The 23,104-nt window shown below is 64.0% G+C and carries 21 protein-coding genes; 9 read left to right on the top strand and 12 right to left on the bottom strand.

What is annotated here, in order from left to right:
• Window positions 1-56: 56 nt before the first annotated feature.
• Together MUH00_RS02965 and MUH00_RS02960 are read right to left on the bottom strand one after the other, a co-directional pair.
• Window positions 57-908: an ABC transporter permease gene (locus tag MUH00_RS02965; protein ID WP_247002287.1), complete on the bottom strand. Its 852-nt coding sequence runs from the start codon at window positions 906-908 to the stop codon at window positions 57-59.
• Window positions 905-1,894, bottom strand: a complete 990-nt coding sequence (locus MUH00_RS02960; RefSeq protein WP_247004055.1) for an ABC transporter ATP-binding protein — start codon at window positions 1,892-1,894, stop codon at window positions 905-907. The genes MUH00_RS02965 and MUH00_RS02960 overlap by 4 nt, the downstream gene beginning before the upstream one ends.
• Window positions 1,895-2,229: 335 nt before the next feature.
• On the opposite strand from MUH00_RS02960, the gene MUH00_RS02955 reads away from it, so the two are divergent.
• Both MUH00_RS02955 and MUH00_RS02950 read left to right on the top strand, forming a co-directional pair.
• Window positions 2,230-2,547 (top strand): hypothetical protein, encoded by a 318-nt coding sequence (locus tag MUH00_RS02955; RefSeq protein WP_247002286.1) that lies wholly within the window; start codon window positions 2,230-2,232, stop codon window positions 2,545-2,547.
• A 588-nt stretch (window positions 2,548-3,135) separates the two neighbouring features.
• Window positions 3,136-4,044, top strand: coding sequence for a serine/threonine-protein kinase RIO2 (locus MUH00_RS02950; RefSeq protein ID WP_247002285.1), 909 nt, complete (start codon window positions 3,136-3,138; stop codon window positions 4,042-4,044).
• Between the two features lie 881 nt (window positions 4,045-4,925).
• Here the strand turns inward: MUH00_RS02950 and MUH00_RS02945 are convergent.
• Entirely contained in the window at window positions 4,926-5,576 is a 651-nt protein-coding gene (locus MUH00_RS02945; protein WP_247002284.1) for a bifunctional 4-hydroxy-2-oxoglutarate aldolase/2-dehydro-3-deoxy-phosphogluconate aldolase, read from the bottom strand.
• Window positions 5,577-5,926: 350 nt separating this feature from the next.
• On the opposite strand from MUH00_RS02945, the gene MUH00_RS02940 reads away from it, so the two are divergent.
• The 3 genes from MUH00_RS02940 to MUH00_RS02930 all read left to right on the top strand — a co-directional run bounded on the left by MUH00_RS02940 (window position 5,927) and on the right by MUH00_RS02930 (window position 7,208).
• Entirely contained in the window at window positions 5,927-6,232 is a 306-nt protein-coding gene (locus MUH00_RS02940) for a HalOD1 output domain-containing protein (protein WP_247002283.1), read from the top strand.
• Entirely contained in the window at window positions 6,229-6,375 is a 147-nt protein-coding gene (locus MUH00_RS02935; protein WP_247002282.1) for a hypothetical protein, read from the top strand. Before MUH00_RS02940 ends, MUH00_RS02935 begins: the two co-directional genes overlap by 4 nt.
• A 242-nt stretch (window positions 6,376-6,617) precedes the next feature.
• A complete protein-coding gene (locus MUH00_RS02930) occupies window positions 6,618-7,208 on the top strand; it encodes a 50S ribosomal protein L15e (protein ID WP_247002281.1) in 591 nt (196 codons plus the stop codon).
• 706 nt (window positions 7,209-7,914) lie between these two features.
• Here the strand turns inward: MUH00_RS02930 and MUH00_RS02925 are convergent.
• Both MUH00_RS02925 and MUH00_RS02920 read right to left on the bottom strand, forming a co-directional pair.
• Complete coding sequence (locus MUH00_RS02925) at window positions 7,915-9,591, bottom strand: LamG-like jellyroll fold domain-containing protein (protein WP_247002280.1); 1,677 nt, start codon at window positions 9,589-9,591, stop codon at window positions 7,915-7,917.
• 210 nt (window positions 9,592-9,801) lie between these two features.
• Window positions 9,802-10,581, bottom strand: coding sequence for an SDR family NAD(P)-dependent oxidoreductase (locus tag MUH00_RS02920; RefSeq protein ID WP_247002279.1), 780 nt, complete (start codon window positions 10,579-10,581; stop codon window positions 9,802-9,804).
• A 136-nt stretch (window positions 10,582-10,717) separates the two neighbouring features.
• Between MUH00_RS02920 and MUH00_RS02915 the strand changes: the two genes are divergently transcribed.
• Complete coding sequence (locus tag MUH00_RS02915; RefSeq protein WP_247002278.1) at window positions 10,718-11,674, top strand: mannonate dehydratase; 957 nt, start codon at window positions 10,718-10,720, stop codon at window positions 11,672-11,674.
• A gap of 112 nt (window positions 11,675-11,786) precedes the next feature.
• Here MUH00_RS02915 and MUH00_RS02910 read toward each other — a convergent pair whose 3' ends face one another.
• Genes MUH00_RS02910 through MUH00_RS02895 form a run of 4 tightly spaced genes read right to left on the bottom strand, consistent with a single transcriptional unit; the run spans window position 11,787 to window position 17,765 of the window.
• Entirely contained in the window at window positions 11,787-13,784 is a 1,998-nt protein-coding gene (locus MUH00_RS02910) for an FAD-dependent oxidoreductase (RefSeq protein WP_247002277.1), read from the bottom strand.
• Window positions 13,785-13,812: 28 nt separating this feature from the next.
• Window positions 13,813-14,331 (bottom strand): ImmA/IrrE family metallo-endopeptidase, encoded by a 519-nt coding sequence (locus MUH00_RS02905; protein ID WP_247002276.1) that lies wholly within the window; start codon window positions 14,329-14,331, stop codon window positions 13,813-13,815.
• Window positions 14,328-16,472, bottom strand: a complete 2,145-nt coding sequence (locus tag MUH00_RS02900; protein WP_247002275.1) for a hydantoinase/oxoprolinase family protein — start codon at window positions 16,470-16,472, stop codon at window positions 14,328-14,330. The genes MUH00_RS02905 and MUH00_RS02900 overlap by 4 nt, the downstream gene beginning before the upstream one ends.
• A 6-nt stretch (window positions 16,473-16,478) precedes the next feature.
• A complete protein-coding gene (locus MUH00_RS02895) occupies window positions 16,479-17,765 on the bottom strand; it encodes a Na+/H+ antiporter NhaC family protein (RefSeq protein ID WP_247002274.1) in 1,287 nt (428 codons plus the stop codon).
• A 411-nt stretch (window positions 17,766-18,176) separates the two neighbouring features.
• Between MUH00_RS02895 and MUH00_RS02890 the strand changes: the two genes are divergently transcribed.
• Both MUH00_RS02890 and MUH00_RS02885 read left to right on the top strand, forming a co-directional pair.
• Window positions 18,177-18,944 carry an IclR family transcriptional regulator gene (locus MUH00_RS02890; protein WP_247002273.1) on the top strand — a complete coding sequence of 256 codons (768 nt, stop codon included), beginning with the start codon at window positions 18,177-18,179 and terminating at the stop codon, window positions 18,942-18,944.
• A 702-nt stretch (window positions 18,945-19,646) separates the two neighbouring features.
• Complete coding sequence (locus MUH00_RS02885) at window positions 19,647-20,081, top strand: universal stress protein (protein WP_247002272.1); 435 nt, start codon at window positions 19,647-19,649, stop codon at window positions 20,079-20,081.
• A 111-nt stretch (window positions 20,082-20,192) separates the two neighbouring features.
• Here the strand turns inward: MUH00_RS02885 and MUH00_RS02880 are convergent, their stop codons facing one another.
• The 3 genes from MUH00_RS02880 to MUH00_RS02870 all read right to left on the bottom strand — a co-directional run bounded on the left by MUH00_RS02880 (window position 20,193) and on the right by MUH00_RS02870 (window position 22,757).
• The gene (locus tag MUH00_RS02880; RefSeq protein ID WP_247002271.1) at window positions 20,193-20,903 is read right to left on the bottom strand and encodes a phosphoribosyltransferase family protein; all 711 of its coding nucleotides are present in this window, start codon (window positions 20,901-20,903) and stop codon (window positions 20,193-20,195) included.
• A gap of 142 nt (window positions 20,904-21,045) precedes the next feature.
• The gene (locus MUH00_RS02875; RefSeq protein WP_247002270.1) at window positions 21,046-22,356 is read right to left on the bottom strand and encodes a hypothetical protein; all 1,311 of its coding nucleotides are present in this window, start codon (window positions 22,354-22,356) and stop codon (window positions 21,046-21,048) included.
• Window positions 22,353-22,757 carry a hypothetical protein gene (locus MUH00_RS02870; protein ID WP_247002269.1) on the bottom strand — a complete coding sequence of 135 codons (405 nt, stop codon included), beginning with the start codon at window positions 22,755-22,757 and terminating at the stop codon, window positions 22,353-22,355. The genes MUH00_RS02875 and MUH00_RS02870 overlap by 4 nt, the downstream gene beginning before the upstream one ends.
• A gap of 33 nt (window positions 22,758-22,790) precedes the next feature.
• On the opposite strand from MUH00_RS02870, the gene MUH00_RS02865 reads away from it, so the two are divergent.
• On the top strand, window positions 22,791-23,027 hold the full coding sequence (locus MUH00_RS02865; RefSeq protein WP_247002268.1) for a hypothetical protein: 237 nt from the start codon (window positions 22,791-22,793) through the stop codon (window positions 23,025-23,027).
• The last annotated feature ends 77 nt before the right edge of the window (window positions 23,028-23,104 follow it).

Genomic DNA, 23,104 nt, shown 5'->3' with positions numbered 1-23,104 from the left:
GGGTTCACCCCTCTTTCATACTCGGGTTCCGAACCCAGACGGCGCGCCGCCTTCGCTCAGAGATCGGCCCGATCGAAGCGCAGCAGGCCGAGAACCAGCGGGACGAGGGCCCACGCCGCGAGGAGTGTGAATCCGACCCACGGCTCCGTGGCGATCGGATCACCGCCGGCGATCAGTTCGTCCGCGCCGGCCAGTTCGTTCAGCGGAGACTCGCCGAGAATTGCACTGCTGGCCGAGCCGTACGCAGGTCCCGGCGGGAGCGAGACGAACGTAACGTACCACTCGGGGAGCGGTTGGACGATGAGCGATCCCGTACTGACGTACAGGGCCAGTTGACCGATGAACCCCCAGAGCAACCAGAACACGCCGAGCAACCCGAACGCGCCGACCGCCGCCCGGGTGGTCGATCGCGTCATCGCCGAGATGCCGACGCCGATACAGACGTAGACGAACCCGAACAGGATCGTCACGAGCACGAACGCGACGTACTCGACCGGCGAGACGGAGCCGGTGAACGCGAAAATCGCGACCATGCCGACGGCGAATCCGATCAGGATCGAGACGGCGACGACGCTTCCGCGACCGAGCACTTTCCCCAGGACGACGTCGCGTCGCGTGTGCGGCAGTCCGAGCAGGAACTTCAGACTCCCGCGCTCGCGTTCGCCGGCGATCGCACCGTACCCGAGAAGCAGCGCGATGATCGGGACGAGAAAGCTCGCGGGCGTCTGGAGTGCGATCAGCAGGTCGAGCGTCGTCTGTTCGTCGCCGACGTCGAGCACGTCCCCGGCCCACGACGCGAGAAACGCTCCGCTCCCGGTGAACAGCGCAAACAGTGCCGTAACGACGATCAACGACCGCGATCGAACCGCGTCTCGGAAGTCCTTCTTCGCGACGGCGATCGCGCTCACGACTGCCCTCCCGTCTGTTCCGTTTTCTCGGTCGATTCCGTCGTCTCCGCCGGTCCTGACGATCCCGCCCTCGCCGGCCCCGTCGTGTAGGCCGCAAACAGCTCCTCCAGCGAAGACTCCGTCGTTTCGAAGTCCTCGATGCCGACGCCCTGGTCCTCGATCGTCCGGAGGACGGTCGTCTTGGCTCGATCCTCACAGGTGACCGAAACCTCCGCTCCCGACCCGGAAACCGTCGAGACGCCGTCGATCGCTTCGAGAGCGGTTCGCGCCGCGGACGGATCCGGCGGCAGTCGATCGAGCCGTATCCGAAGCTGCGTCTTCGACGCCGTCGCTTCGCGAAGCCCGTCGACGGTATCCTCCGCCACGATGCGTCCATCTCGGAGGATTCCGACCCGATCGCAGACCGCGTCGACTTGCCCGAGGTGGTGGGAAGAAAAGAAGACCGTCGCACCGCGATCGCGTTCCGCGCGGATGATCCGGCGCATCTCGCGAGCCCCGTTCGGATCGAGCCCCGTCGAAGGTTCGTCCAGAATCAACAGTTCCGGCGAATCGACCAGCGCCGTCGCGAGCGCCAGCCGCTGGGCCATCCCCTTGGAATAACCGCCGACCGCCCTGGACGCGGCCTCGTCGATGCCGACCCACTTCAAGAGTTCGTCGGGATCGTCGTCCGCGGCCTTCGACTCGATCGCGAACTCGACGTGTTGGCGACCGGTCAACCGATCGTACAGCTCGACTCCCTCGGGGAGGATACCGGTTCGCCTGCGAATCTCCTGGCTCTCCTCCTGCGCGTCGAGTCCGAACACGCGGATGTCGCCCGCCGTCGGACGGACGAAGTCGAGCAGGAGGTTGATCGTGGTGGACTTCCCCGCCCCATTCGGGCCGAGAAACCCGTAGACTTCCCCGGCTTCGACGGTGAGGCTCACGTCGTCGAGGGCAGTCTCGGTACCGAACCGTTTCGTCACGTTCGATAATTCGATCGCAGGCACACTCACACGTGATTAATTTTTAACTATTGTACGTATATATCTTTCCGATAGCGTCGCGAACTGCTGATCGACGGCCGATCCGAAGGTTTCAAGGACCGATCGTGCCTCTCGGGGTCAGACTCGCAGACGAACGAGCGGCTCCGTTATCTACTCGTCCGTCCGCCCAACCTTTATTGTCTGATAAATTAGAATAGATACTTATTCCTCGAATTTAATATCGTAGCTACATGAGGTCGATGCTGAGACGTACTGATTTGGTCCCCGCCGATCGGAACGTCACCGATCGCGATCGAACGTCCCCTCCGAGATCGACGGCCGACACGGGGGGAATCTGAATGTACACGCTACTGTCCGCCCTCGTCGTCCTCCAGTCGGAGGCGAACGGGGAGTTGCCCTTCGACGAGGGAACGATAATGATGATTTCCCTCGCGTCGTTCGTGATCTCGTTGCTCCTCGGAATCGCGGTCGGCTACTGGGTCTACAAGGACGCGTCGAAACGAGAACAGAGCGAACTCGTCTGGGCGCTCGGCACGGGTGGACTGACGTTTCTCTTCCTACCGATCGGGATCGTCCTGTTGATCGTGTACGTCGTCGTTCGTGGCGACGAAACGACGTCTGAACCGGTCGCCGAACAGGCCGCCAACGAGTGGTGATCCCGAGTTTCAGCCTCTCGGGGTGATCGTTGATTCGGAGGCGAAACTCGTCCGGCCGAAGACCCGTGCTGATCGATCCGTCGGCCGGGTCGACGGCATCACCTCCTGCGCTGCTACTTCTTTTCGGCGAGTTCTACGACTACGTCTGGATCGGTCGGCCGACCAACGGTAAGCGAACCGCGGCGGACGCGTTTCGTCGGCAAACGACTACGACGTCGTCACCGTGCGATCGATCCCCGGATCGCGATCGCTCTGGCTGAGGGCGACGATGATCGGTGCGACTCCATTCGTCGCCGCCATCTCCGGCGTCGTCGGAGTTAGGGACCGATAACGCGAGACGACAGCCGCCGTGTCGGTCATTTTGCCGCTGAGACGGCCGCGAACTCGATCGACTCGCCACTGCCGTTGTTCGAGCGCCTATCGAGACGGCCGAATCCGATTTGATATCGTGATATGTGATTTGTCTGGTGTCGTCGTGTCGGCACCGCGGACGGTTCGAACGTGGATTTCCGGTGTATTCGGGGACTCGGCCGCGAACGATCGTCACGCGTCACGACGTTTTTACGTACCCGACGGCTACCCCGAGCCATGGTGCGGAACGTCGCCGGAATGCTTCCGGAACTCGAATCCGAGGACTTCTATCTCCTGTCGGGCGTCGAGCAGGGAATGCGCTTTTCCGAGTGGGTCCAGCGGGAGAAGCTACCCGCGTTCTCGGGACTGACGGAGGAGGAGGTCGACTACCGGCTCGAACGTTGTCTCAAACGGGGGCTGATCGAGAAGAAGACGATCCAGTACGAGGGATACACCCTCCAGTTCGAGGGGTACGACGCGCTCGCGTTGCGGGCGCTCGTCCAGCGGGATACGATCGGTGAGTTCGGTTCGCCGCTTGGCGTCGGCAAGGAGAGCGACGTCTACGAGGTTCGATCGTACAAGCCGCTCGCGCTGAAGTACCACCGGGAGGGCTACACTAACTTCCGAGAGGTCCACAAGGAGCGCGACTACACCGCGGATAAGGCCCACGTCTCTTGGATGTATACCGCGCGAAAGGCCGCCGAACGCGAACACGACATCCTCGAGGATCTCTATCCCGACGTCTCCGTCCCGCAGCCAATCGACCAGAACCGCCACGCGATCGTGATGGAGAAAATGGACGGCGTCGAGCTCTCGCGAACGAAACTCGAGGACGAACAGGTGCTCGGCGTCCTCGATCTCCTCGTTTCGGAGGTCGCGCGCGCGTACGAACGTGGCTACGTCCACGCGGACATGAGCGAGTACAACGTCTTCGTCGACGAATCGGGGGTGACGATCTTCGACTGGCCGCAGGCCGTGCCGACCGAACACGAAAACGCCGACGAGTTCCTCCGCCGCGATCTGAAAAACGCGCTCGGCTACTTCCGTCGCAAGTACCCTCGCCACGTTCCGGACGGGATCGACCACGACGCTATCGCGGACTCGATCGCCGGCGACTCGTTCGAAACCGTCCGCGAGTTCGCCTAGCGGCGATCGACTGCCGCGGCCCCGAGCGGCTCGACTCACCGGCTGGCCGACGTTCCGCTGCTATCATCGAGTTCGAACCCGTCGACGCCGGTCCGGACGACGGTTTTCGTGAGCACGTCCACGCTGCTTTCCTCCCGTCGTCGGCCTCGAAGACCGTCCCGAACGTATCGCCGATGAAGTCTCCGTCCGAGAGGCGAACGCCGGTGACGCCTCCGAGTCGGCGCTGTTCGACGACGTCTCGGTCCGGGACGCCTCGTCCGATCGGCGCCCCTGGCAACCGGCTACCGTTGCGGCGGCGAACGACCCGCCGACCGCTCGCAGCAGTCGGCGCCGGGTTCGATTCGGCGGATCCGGAGACAGCGTTGCGTACTGATCGGAAAGTCGCGGGAATAGCGTTCTGACGTTCGAATTCCGCAAGTCGTGATATCCGGATTCGCGAGAGCGCTGCGACGACGGCCGATCGTCACGTCGCAGTCCGAACGGGATGCGCTGCATGTCGTCTCGCCTTCCGCCACGAACGTTCGCAGGTGATGAACTATATTTCGATATATAAAATCTACGCTATCCAAGAATGATCCCGTGAACAAGCCCTGGAAGGATGCCTTCCCTCCAGAATACGATGGGGCACCAGCCTCGATATTCCCACGGCAGATCAGACGTCTTTGACGATATCCGGGATGGATTTGACCCTCGATAATGGAATCCGAACACTGCGGGATTAGAGTCGACTGGTAGGAGATCTACGTTACAGTATCCGTTCCCTTCTAATTGAGAGATCTAGGCGACACAGGGCGTCGTACGTGCACATGGGAGAAGTGATCGATGTATAGCTACTACTGCGGACTACCTGCTGGGGCGATTGGTTTCTTGAGTGAGGGTGCTCAGTCGCGCGCGTTCTCGACCGCGTCGACCATCGCCGCGGCGGTCTCCCGCACGCGGTCCATGTCGTCGTCGGCGATCGCGTCGTAGTCGACGATCGAACTGCCGGCGCCGACGGCGGCCGCGCCGGCGTCGAAGAACGCTTCGACGTTGTCCGGGCCGATGCCGCCGGTCGGCACCACGGGGACGTCGCCGAGCGGGCCCTGCAGCGCGCCGATGTGGTTCGGGCCGACCGTACTCGCGGGGAACAGTTTGAGGACGTCCGCACCCGCCTCGATCGCGGTGACGGCCTCGGTGGGGGTCATCACGCCGGGTGCGGAGAGGACGCCGTGGCGGTTGCAGGTCGTGACGACGTCGGGGTTCACGTCCGGCGCGAGGACGAACTCGGCGCCGGCGTCGATCACCGATTGGGCCGTCGGTTCGTCGAGGACGGTGCCGGCGCCGACGACGGCGTCCGTTCCCGCGAGCGCCTCGTCGACGGCCGCGACCTTCTCGCGCACCCGCGGATCGTTCGCCGTGACCTCGATCGCGCCGACGCCCGCGTCGCGGATCTCGCGCGCGACCGGAACGATCCGCTCCGCGTCGATCCCCCGGAGAACGGCGATGACGCCGCTCTCGACGATCCGTTCTTGAACCTGCTGCGTGTCGACCATGAGTGACACTCAGTCGCCGGGGACTTTAGCGCAGTGATACCGGCGCGTCCGCGAGCGGTTGCACCGATCGGACGGCGACCGGCGACAGCGATCGCAGCGCCCGCGCCGAGCACGCGATGCCAGGTCCGCTGGAGGACGTCCATGCCAGGAAGTATCGGCGGAAACTAATATATTTTCAGTACTATCGTCCGGTCTGTCGACGATCGCCGCTGGCCGCGAGATCGCGATCGGCCGCATCGGCGCCGCTGGATGCCAAATCGGCGGGGCACTATACACGTAATACGCGATCGGTGTCGATCGAATACACGTAATAGACAGCGCCTTTCTCCCCGCACTCGTCTCCTATGTCAATGAATAGCAATGGAGAACTCGGGTCGGCGACGACCGTCGGCGACGAGCGAGCGAGTACGCGAGTCATCGAGGCGCTGGCGACCGCACGGGGAATCGTTCCGACGGAACTGGATCCCCCGCTGTACCGGGTTCTCGATCCGACGGCGCTCGATCGGCTCTTCGACGCCGATCCCGAGGCCGATTTGCAGGTGACGTTCGAGCACGACGATCGCGCCGTGGAGGTTCGACCCGACCGGGTTTCAATCGTCGATCCAGATCGCGACGCGACCGAGGGGGCCGATCACGACGGGAGTTGTTGCGAGTGACTCCGCCGCCGACTGACGTCCCGCCGATCGAAGAAACGTATGAAGAGTACGCCGTCGGACCGGTGACCCTCGCCCTGATCGGGCATCCGACGAAGGGACACGCCTGGATCCTCTCCGATTATACGCTTCGGGTCGAACGGTAGCCCCTCTGTTCGCAGTTTCGGTTTCGCCCGCTCCGGAGCCGATCGCTCGAGACGCGTTCGATATCGACTCGCATGGCGGTCTCGCCGCTTCGAAGCGCTTATACACGAACGCTGGATACGTTTGCACAGACTCGCTGGGTCGCGGGCGCCAGCGGGCACCTGTTCGGCACGCACGCCACCACAGGTCGGGATGTGATCCCGGGCATCGGGATTGAACCAGGAAACGTCCGCGGGTGATTACGATGGCAAAAAGCTTCTACTCCCACATCAAAGAGGCCTGGAAAAACCCGGGCGACGGAAAACTCGGGGAACTCCAGTGGCAGCGCAAACAGGAATGGCGAAAGCAAGGCGCGATCGAGCGGATCGATCGGCCGACGCGACTCGACAAGGCCCGTGAGCTCGGCTACAAGGCCAAGCAGGGCATCGTCGTCGCGCGCGTCTCGGTCCGCAAGGGGACCGCCCGAAAGCAGCGACACAAGGCCGGTCGCCGCACGAAGCGCCAGGGCGTCAACCGGATCGGTCGCCGGAAGAACATCCAGCGCATCGGCGAGGAGCGCGTCTCCCGGAAGTACCCCAACCTGCGCGTGCTCAACAGCTACTGGGTCGGTGAAGACGGCAGCCAGAAGTGGTTCGAAGTGATCCTCGTCGATCCGAACCACCCGGCGATCCAGAACGACGACGATCTGAACTGGATCTGCGACGACGCCCACACCAACCGCGCGTTCCGCGGGCTCACCAACGCGGGCACGGCCAACCGCGGTCTCAACACCCGTGGTAAGGGCGCCGAGAAGGTCCGTCCGTCCAACAACGGCGGCCAGGGCCGCGCGAAGTAACGTCGCCCGACGCGACTCGTCGAATTCGATCTCGTATTTTTTGGCGTCCCGCGATCGTCAGCGAGGGCTATCTCTCGATCCGAAGGACTCGGCGCCGATCGCTCGCGATCGTCCCGAAGTGGGTGTGATTTCGACGAACGGAGCCGCCGGCGCCACTTCCCGCTGTCTCGAGGCTATCGAATAATATTTTAATATTGGTAGAATAGAAAACTCATACGTTAGTAGATAGTTTTGCGTGCGATGTCGTTGCCGCGTCGATCCGATATAAAACCGATCGCGTGGGGGCGATCAAAGGTTGTCGATGCGGGTAACTGCCGGGAAAATCCGGATAAAACCTTCGTTCATCGGTGCGTCGACTAGTAACTGGGCGAATAGTCGATATTTGACTATATAATCCTTATTATTCGATCTATTACGGGAAAATAGGGTTCTTCGTACGGAAGAACCGTGGTACAGTGGAACGTCACCATTTTTCAACCGTCAATTCGGTCTGGGTTCGACTCGGTTCCAGAACACTACATATCAAAAATCATTCTATAGTATCCACACATCATATACGCCTGATTAGGTGTAGTCAGGGTTCCGTTCGAGAGTATATACGAACGACTTCGTCTCGTCGGGCGACGGGTCCAGCGATACGGATTCCCCTGAACCAACTGATCGAAAGAATTCGCGGTCGGGACCGGCGGCTGAACGAGGGGCCGAGTTACGAGAGGTCGAAGAGGTCCAGATTTGCCGCGTCGTCCGGGTCGGTGAGATTTTCGACGGCAACCGCGGCGGCGAGACGATCGTCGGATTCGTAGTACATCCAGGGTTGTCCGTCGTCGTCTTTCACGAGGAACGGCGAACTGCACCGGCCGTTGTCGGGATCGCCGCTCGTCGCTTGGTTGAACGTCCCGAGGTGATCCTCCCGATCGACGTTCTCGCCGACCTCCGCGACCCACTGGTTACCGTCCGAGGCGTGGAACGCGAGGCAGTAGGCACCGTCGTATCTGAAGAAGAAGGGGCCGGAGACGTTCCCGTCGTGCTCGGGTTGCGGCGTGATCACCGGCTCCGAGTCGACGGTCCAGTTCTTCCCGTCGTCGGACGTCGCCAGTCGGATGTGACGGGTCCCGCTCTGGTTGTCCATGAAGAACATCGTGTACCTGTTCGATCGGTTCGGAATCGAGTACTCATAGACGCGCGCGTAGGACGCCTCCGACGACCCGGAAAACATGGCGGTATCCACCGCGATCCCGCCGTAGTCGAACGTCGCTCCGTCGCCGCCGCTGCAGTACCACCACCGGGTCGTGTCGTTGTTCCCGTGGGCGTAGAGGAGGACTTTGCCGTACTCGTCGGCGTAGATCGCGTGCGGCGAGGAGATGTGCGATACGCCGGCGAAGTCCGACGGATCGATGATCGGGTTCCCGGCGTATTCGGTCCAGGATCCGTCGCCGAGGGTGTCCGAGTAGAACAGCGCGATACCGACCGTCTCGCCGTCTTTCGTCTCGGGGGTGCCGTGCGGGGCGCAGTACAGGTGGTACTTGCCCAGCGGGTCGCTCACGTTCGATGTTTCGATGATCGACGGGAACATGAACTCGTCGCCGGGGGAGTAGTTCTGCCCGCTCGGTTCGAACGCGAGCCCCTGGTTCGCGTACTCGATGTCGGTGACGGTGTCGGTTCCGTCGAACGCCGCGGATCCGGGGTCGGCGTACAGTTCGGAGACCTCCGTCGGAGAAAGCGCCCGCGAGTACGTGCGAACTTCGTCGATTCGTCCGTGCCAGTAGTTGTGATCACCGTTATCGCCCCCGAGCTGGATATCCGTCTCGGAAGCCAGCGATCCGCTCACCGAGTTCGCGTCGACCTCGGTGCCGTCGACGTATAACGTGAGGACGGTTCCGTCGTAGGTGACGGCGAGGTGTCCCCACTCGCCCGCCGTCGGCGACCCGCCGGTGACCTTCCGAATCGTCCCGTCGAACCGCGCGGCGAACCCCCAGACGTCATCGTCGACATCGTACCAGAGGGTGAGGTCCGCGTCCGGCCAGTCGCCGAGGATCGCCTTGTCCTCGTCCAGGCGATCCGCGTTGACCCAGACGGAGTACGACCCGCTCGTCGCACCCGACAGGGCGTGCGGAACGTCGATCGTGTCGTCGGTGCCGTCGAACGAGAAGCAACCGTTGGCGATCCCGCTCCCGCCGGCGGACGCGCCGTCGACCGTTCCGTCGTTTCCGTTCCCCGACGAATCCGACGCGTCCGTCCCGTCGAGGTCGTAATACGACTCGAGGGCGCTGTCGTACGCGGACGCGGTGCCCGTTAGCGTCGAACCCAGTCCCAGCCCGCCGGCGCCGAGGATACCGAGCGATTGTACCACTGTTCTCCGTCCGAGGTCGAATCGTTCTTGCATAGCTATTGCTACCTCGATGGTCCACGCTACCGTGGTCCGAATTACCGTGTGTCGGCGCGTCAATTAACTCTTTCCCCGCTGAAAGTCATCGTTAGTTGTATCTGCTATTCGAGTAGATTTAGGAGTGCGCTCCCCCGCTCTGCCCGTGAAAACGGCGATCGCGACTGGCAACCGAGCAGTGCCGACGACTCGCGACGAACGTCCGAACTGTTAGTACCCGCCGATCGCGTAGCCGCCGTCGACGAGTAACTCCGCGCCCGTGATCCACTCGGCGCGATCGCTCGCGAAGAATCGAACGGCCGCTCCGACGTCACTTGGTTCGCCGACGCGGGGCAGGGCCGTCCGCTCGGCCTGGCTCCGACGAGTTTCCGCGTCGTTTTGATCCTGCATCGGCGTCTTGACGACGCCGGGGAGAACGGTGTTTACGGTCACCCCCGCGTCCGCGACTTCGAGCGCCAGGTCGCGCGTGAGATTGACGATCGCCGCTTTCGTCGCCGAGTACGGCGGCCCCGCTCCGCCCTCGTAGGCGTTCACGCTGCTGACGTTGACGATGCGACCCTGTTCGGACTCGACCAGGTGGGGAACGGCGTACTTCGCCGCGAGGAAGTAACTCGTCAGGTTCACGTCGACGACGCGGTGCCACTCCTCGGCGGTGAGTTCCTGTGAGGTTCCGTGGACGTGCGTTCCGACGTTGTTTACGAGGACGTCCAGTCCTCCAAACTCGGTCACCGCCGCCTCGATTGCGGCCTCGATGTCAGATTCCCTCGTGACGTCGGTCTCGGCGAACGTCGCTTCGACGCCCGACTCCGCTTCGACGAGGTCCGCCGTCGGAACGGTCGCGTCCGTCTGGTAGTGCTCGCCTCGCTTCGGTTCCTCGCGGATATCGGCGACGACGATGTTCGCGCCCGCCGCCGCGAGTTCCGTCGCGATTCCGCGGCCGATACCGGAGCTCGCGCCGGTGATCAACGCTGTTCTCTCTGCTAACGACATGCCTGTCGGGTGTACGTGGTCGGGTTCCCCACATTACTCTTTGGATGACTCGTGACGGATCGCCCGCCGCAGGCGCACGTGCCGCATTCCGACCCCGAGTGCCAATCTTTATTACCTGGTGTTTTCATCGTGTACCATGGTTCGCCCAGCCCTAGTACTACCGCCGGAACCGGACGATCGTTGGCAACTCGCGAAACAGATCGGCGTCACGGACACCGTGATTCACACGCTCGAAATCGGCGACGGGACGCAGCTCTGGGACTACGATCACCTCCGTCGCATCTGCAACTGGTTCGAAGACGCCGGGCTGACGGTTTCCGTCGTGGAGGGAAGCGTCCCGCTAACGGACGAAACCCGCCTCGGACGCGACGGCCGCGACGAGGAGATCGCCGCGTTCCAGCAATTTCTCCGGGACTGCGGCGACCTCGGAATCCCGGTCGTCTGTTACGATTGGATGGCCGGCATCCGCTGGGCCCGGACGAGCGCTCACGTCGAGTCCCGCGGCGGGTCGTACGTCACCGCCTACGAGAACGAGAAGATGCTCGGCGGCCCCACTCACGAGGCGGCCGGGGTATCGAAAGCGGAACTTTGGGAGAACCTGGAGTACTTCCTCGATCGGGTCGTTCCGGTCGCCGAAGAAGCGGGCGTGAAACTCGGCCTCCACCCGGACGACCCGCCCCGAGAGGACGTTCGAGGGGTTCCCAGAATCATAACCAGCGTCGACGCGTACGATCGAGTGCTCGGGAGCTACGAGAGCGAGCACAACGGGGTGACGTTCTGCCAGGGGAACTTCGCGGCGATGGGCGTCGACGTTCCGGAGACGATCCGTCACTTCGGCGATCGCATCAACTTCGTCCACTTCCGCGACGTCGACGGGGACGCCGACGCGTTCGTCGAGACGTGGCACGACGACGGCCCGACGGACATGCTCGCGGCCGTGCGAGCGTATCGAGAGATCGGGTTCGAAGGCCCGATGCGACCCGACCACGTGCCGACGATGGCCGGCGAGTCGAACGCCAACCCCGGCTACCACACGAAGGGGCGATTGTTCGCGATCGGCTACATGAAAGGGCTGCTCGAACGGACGCGGTGATCGGAAGGAAATCGACGCAATCGATCGAGTATGAGGATCGACGACGCTTCGTCTCGGTTCCGTTCGACGTCCTGCGGGAAGCAACTATCCGCTGGCGTCGGAATCACCAGCCTTATTCGTTTCGCGCGGAACCGAGCACCGAGTAGACGAGCCGACAGGCTTCGCCGCGAGCGATCGGTTCGTCGGCCTCGTCCTCGTCGATTCCGTCGGTGGAGAGCTCGGCGCCGTCGAGTTCGGACCGTAACATCGCCACGAACTCGCTCCCGGTGACCGGAGCGTCCGTTCCGGCGCGTACGTCCGCCCGTACCGCCGTCGCGCGTTCGGTCGCGTCGTCCGCACCGCCGTCGATCACGGACGCCGTCGCGATCGCCCACGCCTCGGCGACCGATCGGGTGAGCGGCTCGGTCGGCCGAACGTCGTACGACTCGAAGAAGCCCTTCGTCGCGAGGTACTGCACCGCCGGCGCCCACGGCTCGTCGGTCGCCGCGTCGACGTCGTTGAAGAACGACAGGGAGACGCCGGCCTCGGCGAGGCGGCGCTGGAGCGCGTCCGCGTCGAGCGCCGCGGGCGGCAGGTCGCGTTCGTTTGCGAGCGACGCAGCGACCCCCGCGGCCTCGCCGATGTGCATCCAGGTCGGTTCGAGTCTGATGGTGCCGTAGCCGACGTGAGTCGACGAGACGGCGACGGGAACCACGAGATTGCTCACGTCCTTCGGGAGCAGCGCGCGGTACGGTATCTGCGACGGTCGCGTCACCTGCGAGGCGTAAAAGAAGCCTTCGGGCTGCCCGCCAGACCGGCGGACCTCGCGACAGGCGTGGGAGTCGAGCGGATACTCGGCGAAGGCGACGGCGTCGTCGTGGACCGGCGCCCGATCGAGGCCGGGCGCCAACCGGGCGTCCCGCTCCGTGAACGTGTACCGTCCGTCGAGTCGGCGCGCTTCGCGGACGTAGAACTGCCACGGGAAGTTGTCGTTGTCAACGAACTCGTCGGCGGCGAGTCCCCACTCCCGCGCGTCGGAGCGGATATCGTCCGGAACCGCCTCGTCGTTCTGGAGGAAGTACAGGAGGCCGAGCGCGTACTCGCGGTGTCTGCGCGCGATCGCCTCGCGGGTCTCCCACGATCCCTCCGGGTAGTCGTAGTTCTGCCCCGGCAGGTCGGCCGAGTTCATGTCGGCCTTGTCGTTCGGGAGGTAGCGGAGCGACAGATACGACCGGAGCCCGGACTCGCGAACATCCTCGAGTTCCTCGAGGAACTCCTCGCGGTCGTAGCTCTCCGGCCGAGCGGGGAGCCGACGGTTCTGGGGGTCGCGCGACAGACAGAGCCGGTAGTTGTACGCCTGGATGGCGTCGTCGCCGCTGCCGTCGCTCCCCGGGAAGATCTCCGTCAGTCCCGCAGGGTGCGGCCGTAGGTCGAGTTCCCCCTGCCGTTTCTCCTCGGGCACGTGGAGCGGTCCGCGTCGGTCCATCGGCGCGCTATCGTCGGCGTGACCGACCGCCTCGCGGGGGTAGTACCGATCGCCGCGGATTCCGGTGAAGATTCGGCCGGCGAACTGCTCGTCGTGTTCCGATCGCGACTCGCGACCGACCCGGTACGAGACGCCCGCCGTCGCCAGGAGGTCGCCCTCGTAGGTCGCGTCGACGAACACGGATCCGTTGACAGCGAACGAGTCGTCCCCGTCGAACGACTCGAACGCGACCGCGTTCACTGTGCCGTTCGAGCGAGTCACCGACTCGGGATAGTAGCCTCGGACGACGGTCAGGTCGTCCTCGTCGGCGACGAGCGCCTCGAACGTCTCCTCGGCGACGTGCGGCTCGAAGATGTACCCATCCTCGCAGTACTCGTACTGGCGCGATTCTCTCCCGTACGCCGTCTCGTAGTGCTCCCGAACACGCTCGAAGAATTCGTCGAGGATCGGCGCCCGGGGTTTCATCACCAGAGTGTCGGTGTAACTCAGCCCGCCGGCCATCATCCCGCCGAGTTGTTCGTTGTACGTGACCAGGAGCGTCGGTGTGCCTTCTCGCGCGGCGCGAACCGCGGTCGCGATACCGCCCGCCGTTCCGCCGACGACGACGGTGTCGTACGTTTCGTGCTGTAATGCGTGAGTGTCCATAGTGGTTGAGTGTATGTCGAATATTCAATTATCGGTGTCGGTCCGCGCGAATCGTTCGCGGAAGCCGATCGTCGAGGAGCGCGAGCGCGAACCAGTGCGCCGCCCGCTCTTCGAGCGCCCGCTCGTCGGCGCGGTCGCCGAGCCACGACGAGAGGAATCGACGCCACGCCGGACGTCGAGTCGCTTTTGTCGTCGGAGCGTCGATGTCGAGATCGCCACCGTCGAGGACGTGGTGTCCGAGTTCGTGTGCGACCACGAAGTCGACGGCGAGGGATTCTGAGACGCCGAGTTCGTTCGCGAGGTCGGGAATCTGTTCGTCGTAGAGGGTGATCACGCCGTCCGCGTACGTTCCGAAGAGGCGGAGGCCGTCGACGCCGTCCCATTCGCTCCGCCTAACGGCGACGCCCTCGTTCGTCGCGAGTTCCCACATGTCGTCCGTCCCGTGTGCGGACAGGAGTTCGCGCGCCCGCGACTCGCCGAGCGCCCGCGCGCGGCGATCGATGGCGCTCCCCGCTTCGTCGGATCGGAGCGCGTCTCCCGCGCTCATGGTTTCTCCGCGACGATGACGAGTTCCTCGTCGGGACCGACGTCCTCGAGTTCGATGTCGACCAGCGAGAGCACCTGGTCGCGCGTCGACATGCCGCTGATGTCGACGAGGCGGTTCCCCTGTGCGATGTAGATGTTCGGCAGCTTCGTCGCCGAGTTGCTGAACACGGATTCCCTGTTCAGGACCCGTTCGACGGTTCGCGTCAGCGATTCGCCGCGCGCCTCGTAGACGGCCGCGTCTTCGAGTTTCAGTTTGACGACGCCGGCGGCGTCCACGACCGTCGTCTTCGTCCGCGTCTTCGAGAGCAGTCCGAAGAACCGCTCGGTGGTCTCGTCCGCCACGTACACGTGGAGGCCGTCGGTAGACGCGTCGGCGTCGATTCGGCCGGCGTCGGCGTCCAGGGCCGCGGCGGCGGCCTCCAAGCGATCGTCCGCGCCGACCGCGCCCTGCGAGAGGTCGCGCGTCTGCAGTTCGGTCGACCCTTCGGCCTCCGCGCGGAGGAGGTTCCGGGACGCGTCGTACTCCACCTTCGCCTCGACGGTCTCCTGGTTCGCCCCCATCCCGATGACGGAGTCGATCGCCTCGCGCCGGAGACGCTCGATCTCCTCCTCGGAGGGGTCCATCACGTTCCGCTCGACGACGTCTCGGACCATGGCGAGCGCGACGCCGATGGTGCTGATCGTCTCGTGGTTCGTGGCCAGGCGAACGCCGTACTCCGTCGTCTCCGAGAGGTACGGGAGGAGCGCGGCGCTGCCGCCGCCGCCCCCGACGAGTTCGAGCAGGTCGGGGTTGAGGTCGTACTCGTCGATGATGTTCTCGATGACCGGCTGGATCTGCTGGACGCTCACCTCGAGGACGCGCTCCGCGGCGGACTCCACGTCCGTCCCCAGTTCCGCGGCGATCGGTTCGAACGCGCGCCTCGCGGCTTCCGGGTTCCCGGCCGCGTAGGCGTCCCGATCGACCAGACCGAGCAGGTTCGCCGCGCCGCTCGGGGTGACCGCGTACCGGTCACCGCTCGCCGTCTCGACGGCGACGTACGCCGGATCCCCCTCCTTCGGGTGGACGCGGACGAGCTTCGGTTCGGCGATGTCTTCGGGGTCGGCGTACACCGCGTACGGGAGGTCCGCGATGTGGGCGCTTCGCGGTCCCGACGCGACGACGTCGCCGTCTTCGATTCGGATCATCGAGCCGCCGGCTACCCCTTCGGTCCGGATGTCCAGCGTCTCGAGGAACGTGGTGTGATCGCCGATCTCCGCGGCCTTCCACTTGGGCTGACCCTTTTCGATGATGCTGATGTCGCTCGACGTGCCGCCGACCTCGATGAAGATGCCGTCGGTCACGTTCTCGTACATGAGCGCCCCCGCGACCCCTGCCGCCGGCCCCGAGAGGATGGTCTGAATCGGCCGCCGTCGCATCTCGTCGATCTCCATCACGCCGCCGTCGGAGCGCATGATCATCAGCGGGGCGGTGACGCCCATCCCCTCGATGCCGGCCGCGGTGGATCGCGACGTTTCCATCATCCGCGGGAGGATGCTCGCGTTGACGACGGCCGTCCGCGTCCGGACCTTCAGCCCGTACCGCTTGGAGACGACGTTCGCGCCGATCGCGGCGAACCCGGCCTCGCGGGCCAGTTCGCAGACGTGCTCTTCGGCCCGCGGATCGTCGACGCCGAACACCTGGCTCGCGACGACGGCCTCGACACCCTCGTCGTCGAACCGATCGAGGATATCCCGGACCGCCGACTCGGGCACGCCGTCGTCGAGGGAGACGAAGGCGTGGGTCGTCTCGATGACCTGGTCGTTCTTCAGGTCGATGTCCTCGACGTCCGTCTCCGTCTTGCCCCGACGGCCCTTCAGCCCCGCGCCCATGCCGATGACGCCGACTTTCGCGACGTCGCCTTCGAGGAGGGCGTTGGTCGCCTGCGTCGTCCCGTGGGCGAGGAACACGACGTCCTCCGGGGACGCGTCGATGTCGTCCAGTATCTGCGACGCCGCCTGCACGATGCCCGCGGCGACCCCCTCGTCCGCGTCGTGGGTCGTCGGGACTTTGACTTGCTCTTTGAGTTCGAGCGATTCGCTATCGACAGCGACCGCGTCCGTGAACGTTCCGCCGACGTCGATTCCGACTCGAATTTTGCTCATTGTTTCTTATAGTCCGAAGAGATAGACCGAGGCAATAATACCTGCGGCTGCGGTCACCCAGGCGAACGGGAGGACGCTCTTAGTGATCGAGTTGACGTTAACGTCCATCTCGTCGGCGGCCCACGCGTTGTGCGTGTTGGTCGGGTCCGCGGGCGCCTGCACGCGAAGCGCGCTCACCGCGGTCGTGGTGATCAGCGCGGGATTGATGCCGATCGCGGCGAGGACGCCGATGATCCCGCTGCCGAGGCCCCAGAGGTTCAGGGGGCCGCGGTAGAGCGCCAGCGGCGCGAGGACGATGAACATCGCCGCGTAGAGGAACATGTTCTCCGGGATGATCGCCGAGAGGAGCGGCTCCATCGTCGTCGAGACGGACTCGGCGAAGACGGCCTTCAGCAGCCACCCGATGGCGACCATCAGGGCGATGGCCGGCGCGGCGCTCGAAATCCCGTCGTGGAACGCTTGTGTCACCTGGTTGAGCGTCCGTTTCGGGTTCGTGATCCCCTTGAGGCCGGGTTTGCTCGCGACGGCGGCGAACAGGATACCGACGACGAACGCCGGAAGCACCGGGAGGCCGGCGACGACCAGGATGACGGGAATGATGGGCGAGAGAAGGGCGTACGTCGGAACGCTCGAGTCGAACTGGTCGGAGCCACCGTCCGTTTCCGCCCACGTCGCCTGGAGCGAGGTCGTTCGGGTCTGGTACGTAATATACCCGAGGCCCGCGAGGAGCGCGGCGGCGCCCGTCGGCAGCGCCCAGGTCATCACGTTCTCCAGTTCGATCCCCGTGACGTCCGCGTAGAAGACCCAGTTCGCGGGGTTGAACATCACGCCGTTCGCGTAGCCGAGCAGGACGATCCCCACGGTAATCTTCCGGGGGAAGCCGATGCTCACCATGATCGGGAACACGATCGTCGCGATCATGATGAACGCCCCGAGACCGGAGATGCTCGTCGCGATGACCGCCACCGCGACGTACAGGAGGATCGCGACCATGAACGGGCTGTCCCCGCCGAGTTCGGCCGCCGACTTCACCAGGTCCTCGGCGATCCCCGTCTGCTCGACGACGGCGCCGAGTGCGGCGCCGAAGAAGACGGCGACGAAGGCCGTGCTAAGGCGGGTCGATCCGTCCACGATTACGTCGTTCAGTATCTGTTCGTATCCGAGACCGCCGACCGCTGCGATCCCGAGAGCCATTGCGGCGAGTGCGACGAACGTCGGCACAGTCTCGGTCATCATGAGGATGCCGAATATCGCAAACACCGCAAGGATCCCGATCGCGCCTAACATGCTCATTGGTGTGGTACACCGGGACAACGTCTGAACTGATGGTATAAGTATCTACCGATTGTGGGGGTCATGATTCGATACAGCTGGGAGATACGTCCGGCTCGGCTCCGAGCCGGACGGATTCGAATCGAACGCGATTATCCCGTCTCAGACTCCATCTCAAGCGATTGCCCCCGTTGCACGGGACGGAATCGACACTCGATCGAGTGACTGGTTTCATACCATAGTTACATTATACATTCGGCCCTTTTCCGACTCACGGAACGATCGTTTCGATTTGCTGCCCACGCTCGAAAAAAATCACTGATCAATTATTACCAACTGGGCCGTTCGCGGATCTGTTCTGCAGCGTGGAAAACTAATTCCGGGACCTAGAACAACCTTTTTGACGGACGGGTGCGAGGGGACTGACGATCGATGACCGCAGACGACACCGCCCCGATGAAATCGGTTACGACGGCGCTCCAGATACTCGAAACGCTCCAGGAGGCGGGGACGGCGGGCGTCTCCGAGATCGCGGACGCGAGCGGGCAACCGAAAAGCACCGTTCACCGCCACCTCGACACGTTCCGCGAGTGCGGCTACGTCGTCAAGGAGGACCGATCGTACAGCGTGAGCCTGAAGACGCTTCGACTCGCGTCGAGCGCCCTCAGCAGACAGCTGGTGTACCCGGTGACGAAGTCGGTGGTAAACGAACTGGCGGCCGAGACGGGGGAATCGGCCGCGGTCGCCGTCGAAGAGCGCGGTCGGGGGGTCTACCTCTACTACGATCGAACGGACCAAGCGGTCCGCACGGACGCGCGCATCGGGATCCGTCTGCACCTCCACTGTACCGGCGCCGGGAAGGCCATCTTCGCCCACCTCCCCGAGGAACGACGGAACGCGATCGTGGAAGCGCACGGATTACCCGCCAAGACGGCGCAGACGATCACCGATCGGGGCGAACTGGAGGACGAGCTGGCCGAGATCCGCGAGACGGGCATCGCGTTCGACGACGAAGAGCGCGTCGACGGAATGCGGGGCGTCGGAACGCCGATTCGGAACCGAGAGACGGGAGAACTACTGGGCGCGCTGACCGTCGCCGGTCCGACGCGTCGAATCAACGGCGACCGGTTCCGAGAGGAACTGCCGGACCTCCTCCGACGCGCCGCCAAGATGGTCGAGGTGAATATCACGTATTCGTAACGGAATTTTACAACCATACTGGTGTAAAGCTTTGAACGCCGGCGGCGTCCGTGATAGGGTGTCGAGACGTACGCGGGTGCGAACCGAGCCGGCGACACAGTTCACCCGAGCCACCTCGAAGTAAACTCCAAAAAGTTTATTATGAACACAGGGACGTATGGTGACTGTGAATTTTATATCCTCTTTCTGTGATAGTAATTTTATTAGTCTCAAAAATTATAGGTCCCACACCATCCTCCGCGGGCGCCGGGTTACGTCGTCCGATCGCCTCGGTTCGACACCTGAACCCCTCTCAAAACGATCGAAAGCGCCGTCGCCGACCTTCACGCCTCGATCGTCAATAGTCGTCCGTGTGCGAGGTGCTGTACGATCCCACCTACCGCTAGTTCGTCGGTCGTATGTGCTACGTTCGACCGGAACAAGGCGAAGCCGCCCCGTAAACCCAGCCGCGATCGGTCGTCTACTTATATCTGGTCCTGAACTACCATCATACGCATCTGTGTCTGAGTATATTTGTGACAGTATAGATTCAAATATGCGGATCGAATAAACACAGTGGTGTTTATTATCTTGGACTTAGGCGCAGTCGATCGATACGATGACCATATCCGAGCGCCCCGCTCGATTGGAACGTGTCCCGCTCCGAACGTCGACCGAACGGCCGGCCGGACACTTATTTCGAACACTGACGTACTACCCGCTATGCCTGCACACGTGGTGGTTCCCGTCGACGACTCCGATCGATCGGTCGACGCCCTCGAATTCGCCTGTACGGAGTACCCCGAGGCGAAGATTACGGCGCTGCACGTCCTCGACCCGGGCGATTTCTATGCGGCGTCCGGCGTCGAAGGCGGTGCGATGGCCAACTACCAGGAGATCCAAAGACACTACGAGAGCCGCGGCGAGGGGATTCTCGATCGGTCCCGCGACCGCGCGGCCGAGTACGACGTCGAGATCGAGACCGAACAGGTCGTCGGCGGCGTCTCTCGATCGATCGTCGACTACGTCGAGGGACACGACGCCGATCACATCGTGATCGGCAGCCACGGTCGCACCGGCGCGAGTCGAATCCTCCTGGGAAGCGTCGCAGAAAGCGTCGCCCGCCGATCCCCCGTTCCCGTGACGATCGTTCGGTAAGCCGGCAGAACAGGACACTCAGACGCCGAGCTTGACCGCGTCGAGCCTGCTGACCGCGAACACCCGTTCGAGGATGGTTGTCCGGACGATGTGCGCGTCGGAGCGAGACGATCAGACCCTCGCGAGCGCGCCAACCGGCGCGTCGGTCCGCTCGCGGGCGCGCTCGATGCCGTCGTCGTCGGCGGCGATGAGCGCGAAGACGCCGCCGGCTTCGGCTTCCGCGGTTTCGACGATGTCGAGCAGGAGCTCCTGGGTCTCGCCCGATCGGATGAGGTCGTCGACCACGAGCACCGTTTCGCCGGCGTGAATCGCCGACGCCGGCAGGTAGTAGGTGAGTTCGATCCCGGACTGGAGGCGCTCGCGGGCCTCGATGAACTCCTCGACGGCGGTCTCCTTGCGCTTTTTCGCGTAGGCACAGCGCGTCCCGTAGTAGCTCGCGAGCGCGGCGGCCAGCGTGATCCCGTCGGTCGCGGCGGTGAGGACGACGTCCGGTCGATCGAACTCGTACCCGTTCGCGACGACGGGCGCGACGAGGTCGAGGAATGACTGATCGAAGACGGTCGCGGAGTTGTCGACGTACCCCTCGTCGTCGACGCGGATTCGCGCCTCGAGCTCCTCGGCGAGCGCGCTCCGACCGAGTTCGCCGACCACTTCTCGAGCGCGCTCGGTTCCCGGGAGGACGTGCCCGTTGACGTAGCGGTTGAGATCGCCCGCGGGTAACCCGGTCGTCTCGGCGAGTTCCTCGTAGGTCCGCGTCTGCTTCAACATCCGCAAGACGTCGACGGCTCGCAGTTGGAGGGCTGCTTTCTCGGCTCTGTTCATACTAGCTATGCACGATTCCGCAAGTATGGGTATTTCGATCGTAAAGTGTGGGAAAGATAGCCACAAGTGTGGTTGTCTCGAGACGGTCGCGCGCTCGACTGACTACCGGCGAGCACGCGTCGAACTGACGATCGACTATCGGCTACTCGCCGAGGCGATCCTCGAGAACGGCGACGGCCTCGGGCAACGCCCCGAGTTGTGCGCCGATCACGACGTAATCTGTGTACTCGCTGGACAGGCCCGTTTGCCAGTCGTCGCCGATCGTCTCCCGGATCCGATCGTCGATGCGTCCGAGCTGTTCGTAGCCGTACGCGAGGAAATCTCCGCCGAGCGACGGATCGTCGGGTTCGAACGGAACGTCGGCCGCGGACTCGAGCGCGGATTCGCGGACTTCGCGGACGTCGTCGACCGACTCGAGGGATCGGTGAGCACCGTCTTCGATCCGGTCGCGTATCGTCTCGAACGCACGTCGGTCGCGTTCGAACGCGCAGGCGTTCCAGAGGGCCGTTGCCGTCTCCCCGTTCGATGCGGCCTCGGTCGTCCACTCGGCCGCGTTCACGAACGGAATCGCCCCCTCGAGTGCTACCCGTTCGGCGAACGTGTCCGAGACGTCGGCCTCGACCAGGTCCGCCGGTTCGGTCGATTCGTCCGGAACGTCCGCCGCGTCGATCGATTCGAGCGACCGCTCGAGCGCGGTTTCGAACCGATCGGCGAACGATCGCCGGTCCTCGAGTCGCGTCTCGTGTCGGCGCTCGAGTACCTCGCCGAACGAGACCGCCGCGCGGGCCCGCTCGACGGCGCCGCCGATCTCCCCGACGGCGAGGGCACCAGTCGTGCCGTTGGACGGATCGTCGTCGAGTCGATCCTCCGCCAGGGCTAGCTCGTACTCGAGCCGGTACTCGAGTAGCAGCGTTCGCTGAATCCGGTCGCCGACGTGGTCGACGGCGCGTCGCCGTCGCTCGAGCCGCGTTCGGATCTCGTCCCGCTCGGATTCGACGGTCGCGCGGGACCGTTCGCCCGCGACCGCTTCGAACGCGGCCGCCGCTTCGCCGGCATGCGCGCGTACGCGTATGCTCCGTTGAAGGGTCCGAAACCGATCCGGCGACTCTGCAACCGACTTGCGTCCGCTGCGCGCTGCCTCGCGTCTTCGATTGATCTCCCTTCGGACGGCCTCGTTCGGGACGTCGCCAACTGAAAGCGGATCCGGAACGGTGGCAATTAGGTCGTCGAGCCGGTCGCGGGCGTCCTCGACGGCCGTCTCGCTCGGCTGCACCGGCGCTGGCCGGACGACGTCCGGTACGTCCATCACGAGAATCGGTCCGAGTTCGTCGGCGTCGAACTGTCGACTGGGTTCGTCGGATTCGAGGAACCCGAAATCCAGACAACCCGCAGTGGCGCCGAGGGCTCCCGTGCCGATCGCCCCGAGCAGCGTTCGTCGCTCGAGTCGCGTCATTCGTCGTCCTCCGCGTTCGCGGTGTCGTTTTCGGCTTCGCTTTCGTCTCCGTCGTCACTCGTACTGTTCGTTCTGCATGACGAACTGTCGCCGACGCTCCACTCGGACAGAGTATCCTCGTATGCGACCGGCACTCTGACGAACGTCGCTTGCAGTTGCTCGCGATCGACCTCGCAGGCAACTGATGCGTCTCGCTCGACCTGACAGAACTGGAGGCCGAACCGGTCCGTTCCGGCGTCGACGTACTCGAGGCGCCGTTCGTAACACTCGCTGACGCGCGCTTGATAGACGAGCACGGACTCCGCTTCGAAGGCTGTCGCCGCAAGCAACTCGCGGACGTCGTCGCTTCCATCGCGGTCGCGGTCGTACTCGAGAGCGTCCACGTCTGCGGAGTCGGTCAACACGAGGAGGTCGTCGGGTTCCTGGTCGGCATCGTGAGGGTCGTCGGTTTCGTCGGCGTCGACATCCTCGGTCGAGACCCGAACGAGCGGCGCGTCGGGATCTCCGCGGATCGACGCGGTCTCGGGATTCGAGATGCGATCTTCGGGACCCTCGGGACCCTCGGAATCGGACTCTCGTTCGGCCCGACTGTCGAATCGGCGGCACAGCCGGCGAGGACCAGACAGGACATCGCGAGCCCCGTTCTGAGCAAGTCGCGTCTCGAGGGCTGACAGGAGGACATACGATCAGTTCAGAGATATATTGTAAATATCTTGCCGTACTGAACGATACAAATCTGCCCTCAGAA

Origin of the sequence: Halosolutus gelatinilyticus, from assembly GCF_023028105.1 — an archaeon.
GTDB classification, from domain to species: domain Archaea; phylum Halobacteriota; class Halobacteria; order Halobacteriales; family Natrialbaceae; genus Halosolutus; species Halosolutus gelatinilyticus.
Note: the sequence above shows the minus strand (reverse complement) of the source record. Positions and strands in the feature narration are given on the sequence as shown.

What these genes read in the sequence shown, in the direction of transcription:
- MUH00_RS02900 (WP_247002275.1), bottom strand. Translation starts at nt 16,472, where the DNA reads ATGAGCAAAATTCGAGTCGGAATCGACGTCGGCGGAACGTTCACGGAC.
- MUH00_RS02915 (WP_247002278.1), top strand. Translation starts at nt 10,718, where the DNA reads ATGGTTCGCCCAGCCCTAGTACTACCGCCGGAACCGGACGATCGTTGG.
- MUH00_RS02880 (WP_247002271.1), bottom strand. Translation starts at nt 20,903, where the DNA reads ATGAACAGAGCCGAGAAAGCAGCCCTCCAACTGCGAGCCGTCGACGTC.
- MUH00_RS02955 (WP_247002286.1), top strand. Translation starts at nt 2,230, where the DNA reads ATGTACACGCTACTGTCCGCCCTCGTCGTCCTCCAGTCGGAGGCGAAC.
- MUH00_RS02925 (WP_247002280.1), bottom strand. Translation starts at nt 9,591, where the DNA reads ATGCAAGAACGATTCGACCTCGGACGGAGAACAGTGGTACAATCGCTC.
- MUH00_RS02920 (WP_247002279.1), bottom strand. Translation starts at nt 10,581, where the DNA reads ATGTCGTTAGCAGAGAGAACAGCGTTGATCACCGGCGCGAGCTCCGGT.
- MUH00_RS02950 (WP_247002285.1), top strand. Translation starts at nt 3,136, where the DNA reads ATGGTGCGGAACGTCGCCGGAATGCTTCCGGAACTCGAATCCGAGGAC.
- MUH00_RS02890 (WP_247002273.1), top strand. Translation starts at nt 18,177, where the DNA reads ATGACCGCAGACGACACCGCCCCGATGAAATCGGTTACGACGGCGCTC.
- MUH00_RS02905 (WP_247002276.1), bottom strand. Translation starts at nt 14,331, where the DNA reads ATGAGCGCGGGAGACGCGCTCCGATCCGACGAAGCGGGGAGCGCCATC.
- MUH00_RS02885 (WP_247002272.1), top strand. Translation starts at nt 19,647, where the DNA reads ATGCCTGCACACGTGGTGGTTCCCGTCGACGACTCCGATCGATCGGTC.
- MUH00_RS02895 (WP_247002274.1), bottom strand. Translation starts at nt 17,765, where the DNA reads ATGAGCATGTTAGGCGCGATCGGGATCCTTGCGGTGTTTGCGATATTC.
- MUH00_RS02875 (WP_247002270.1), bottom strand. Translation starts at nt 22,356, where the DNA reads ATGACGCGACTCGAGCGACGAACGCTGCTCGGGGCGATCGGCACGGGA.
- MUH00_RS02910 (WP_247002277.1), bottom strand. Translation starts at nt 13,784, where the DNA reads ATGGACACTCACGCATTACAGCACGAAACGTACGACACCGTCGTCGTC.
- MUH00_RS02930 (WP_247002281.1), top strand. Translation starts at nt 6,618, where the DNA reads ATGGCAAAAAGCTTCTACTCCCACATCAAAGAGGCCTGGAAAAACCCG.
- MUH00_RS02945 (WP_247002284.1), bottom strand. Translation starts at nt 5,576, where the DNA reads ATGGTCGACACGCAGCAGGTTCAAGAACGGATCGTCGAGAGCGGCGTC.
- MUH00_RS02940 (WP_247002283.1), top strand. Translation starts at nt 5,927, where the DNA reads ATGAATAGCAATGGAGAACTCGGGTCGGCGACGACCGTCGGCGACGAG.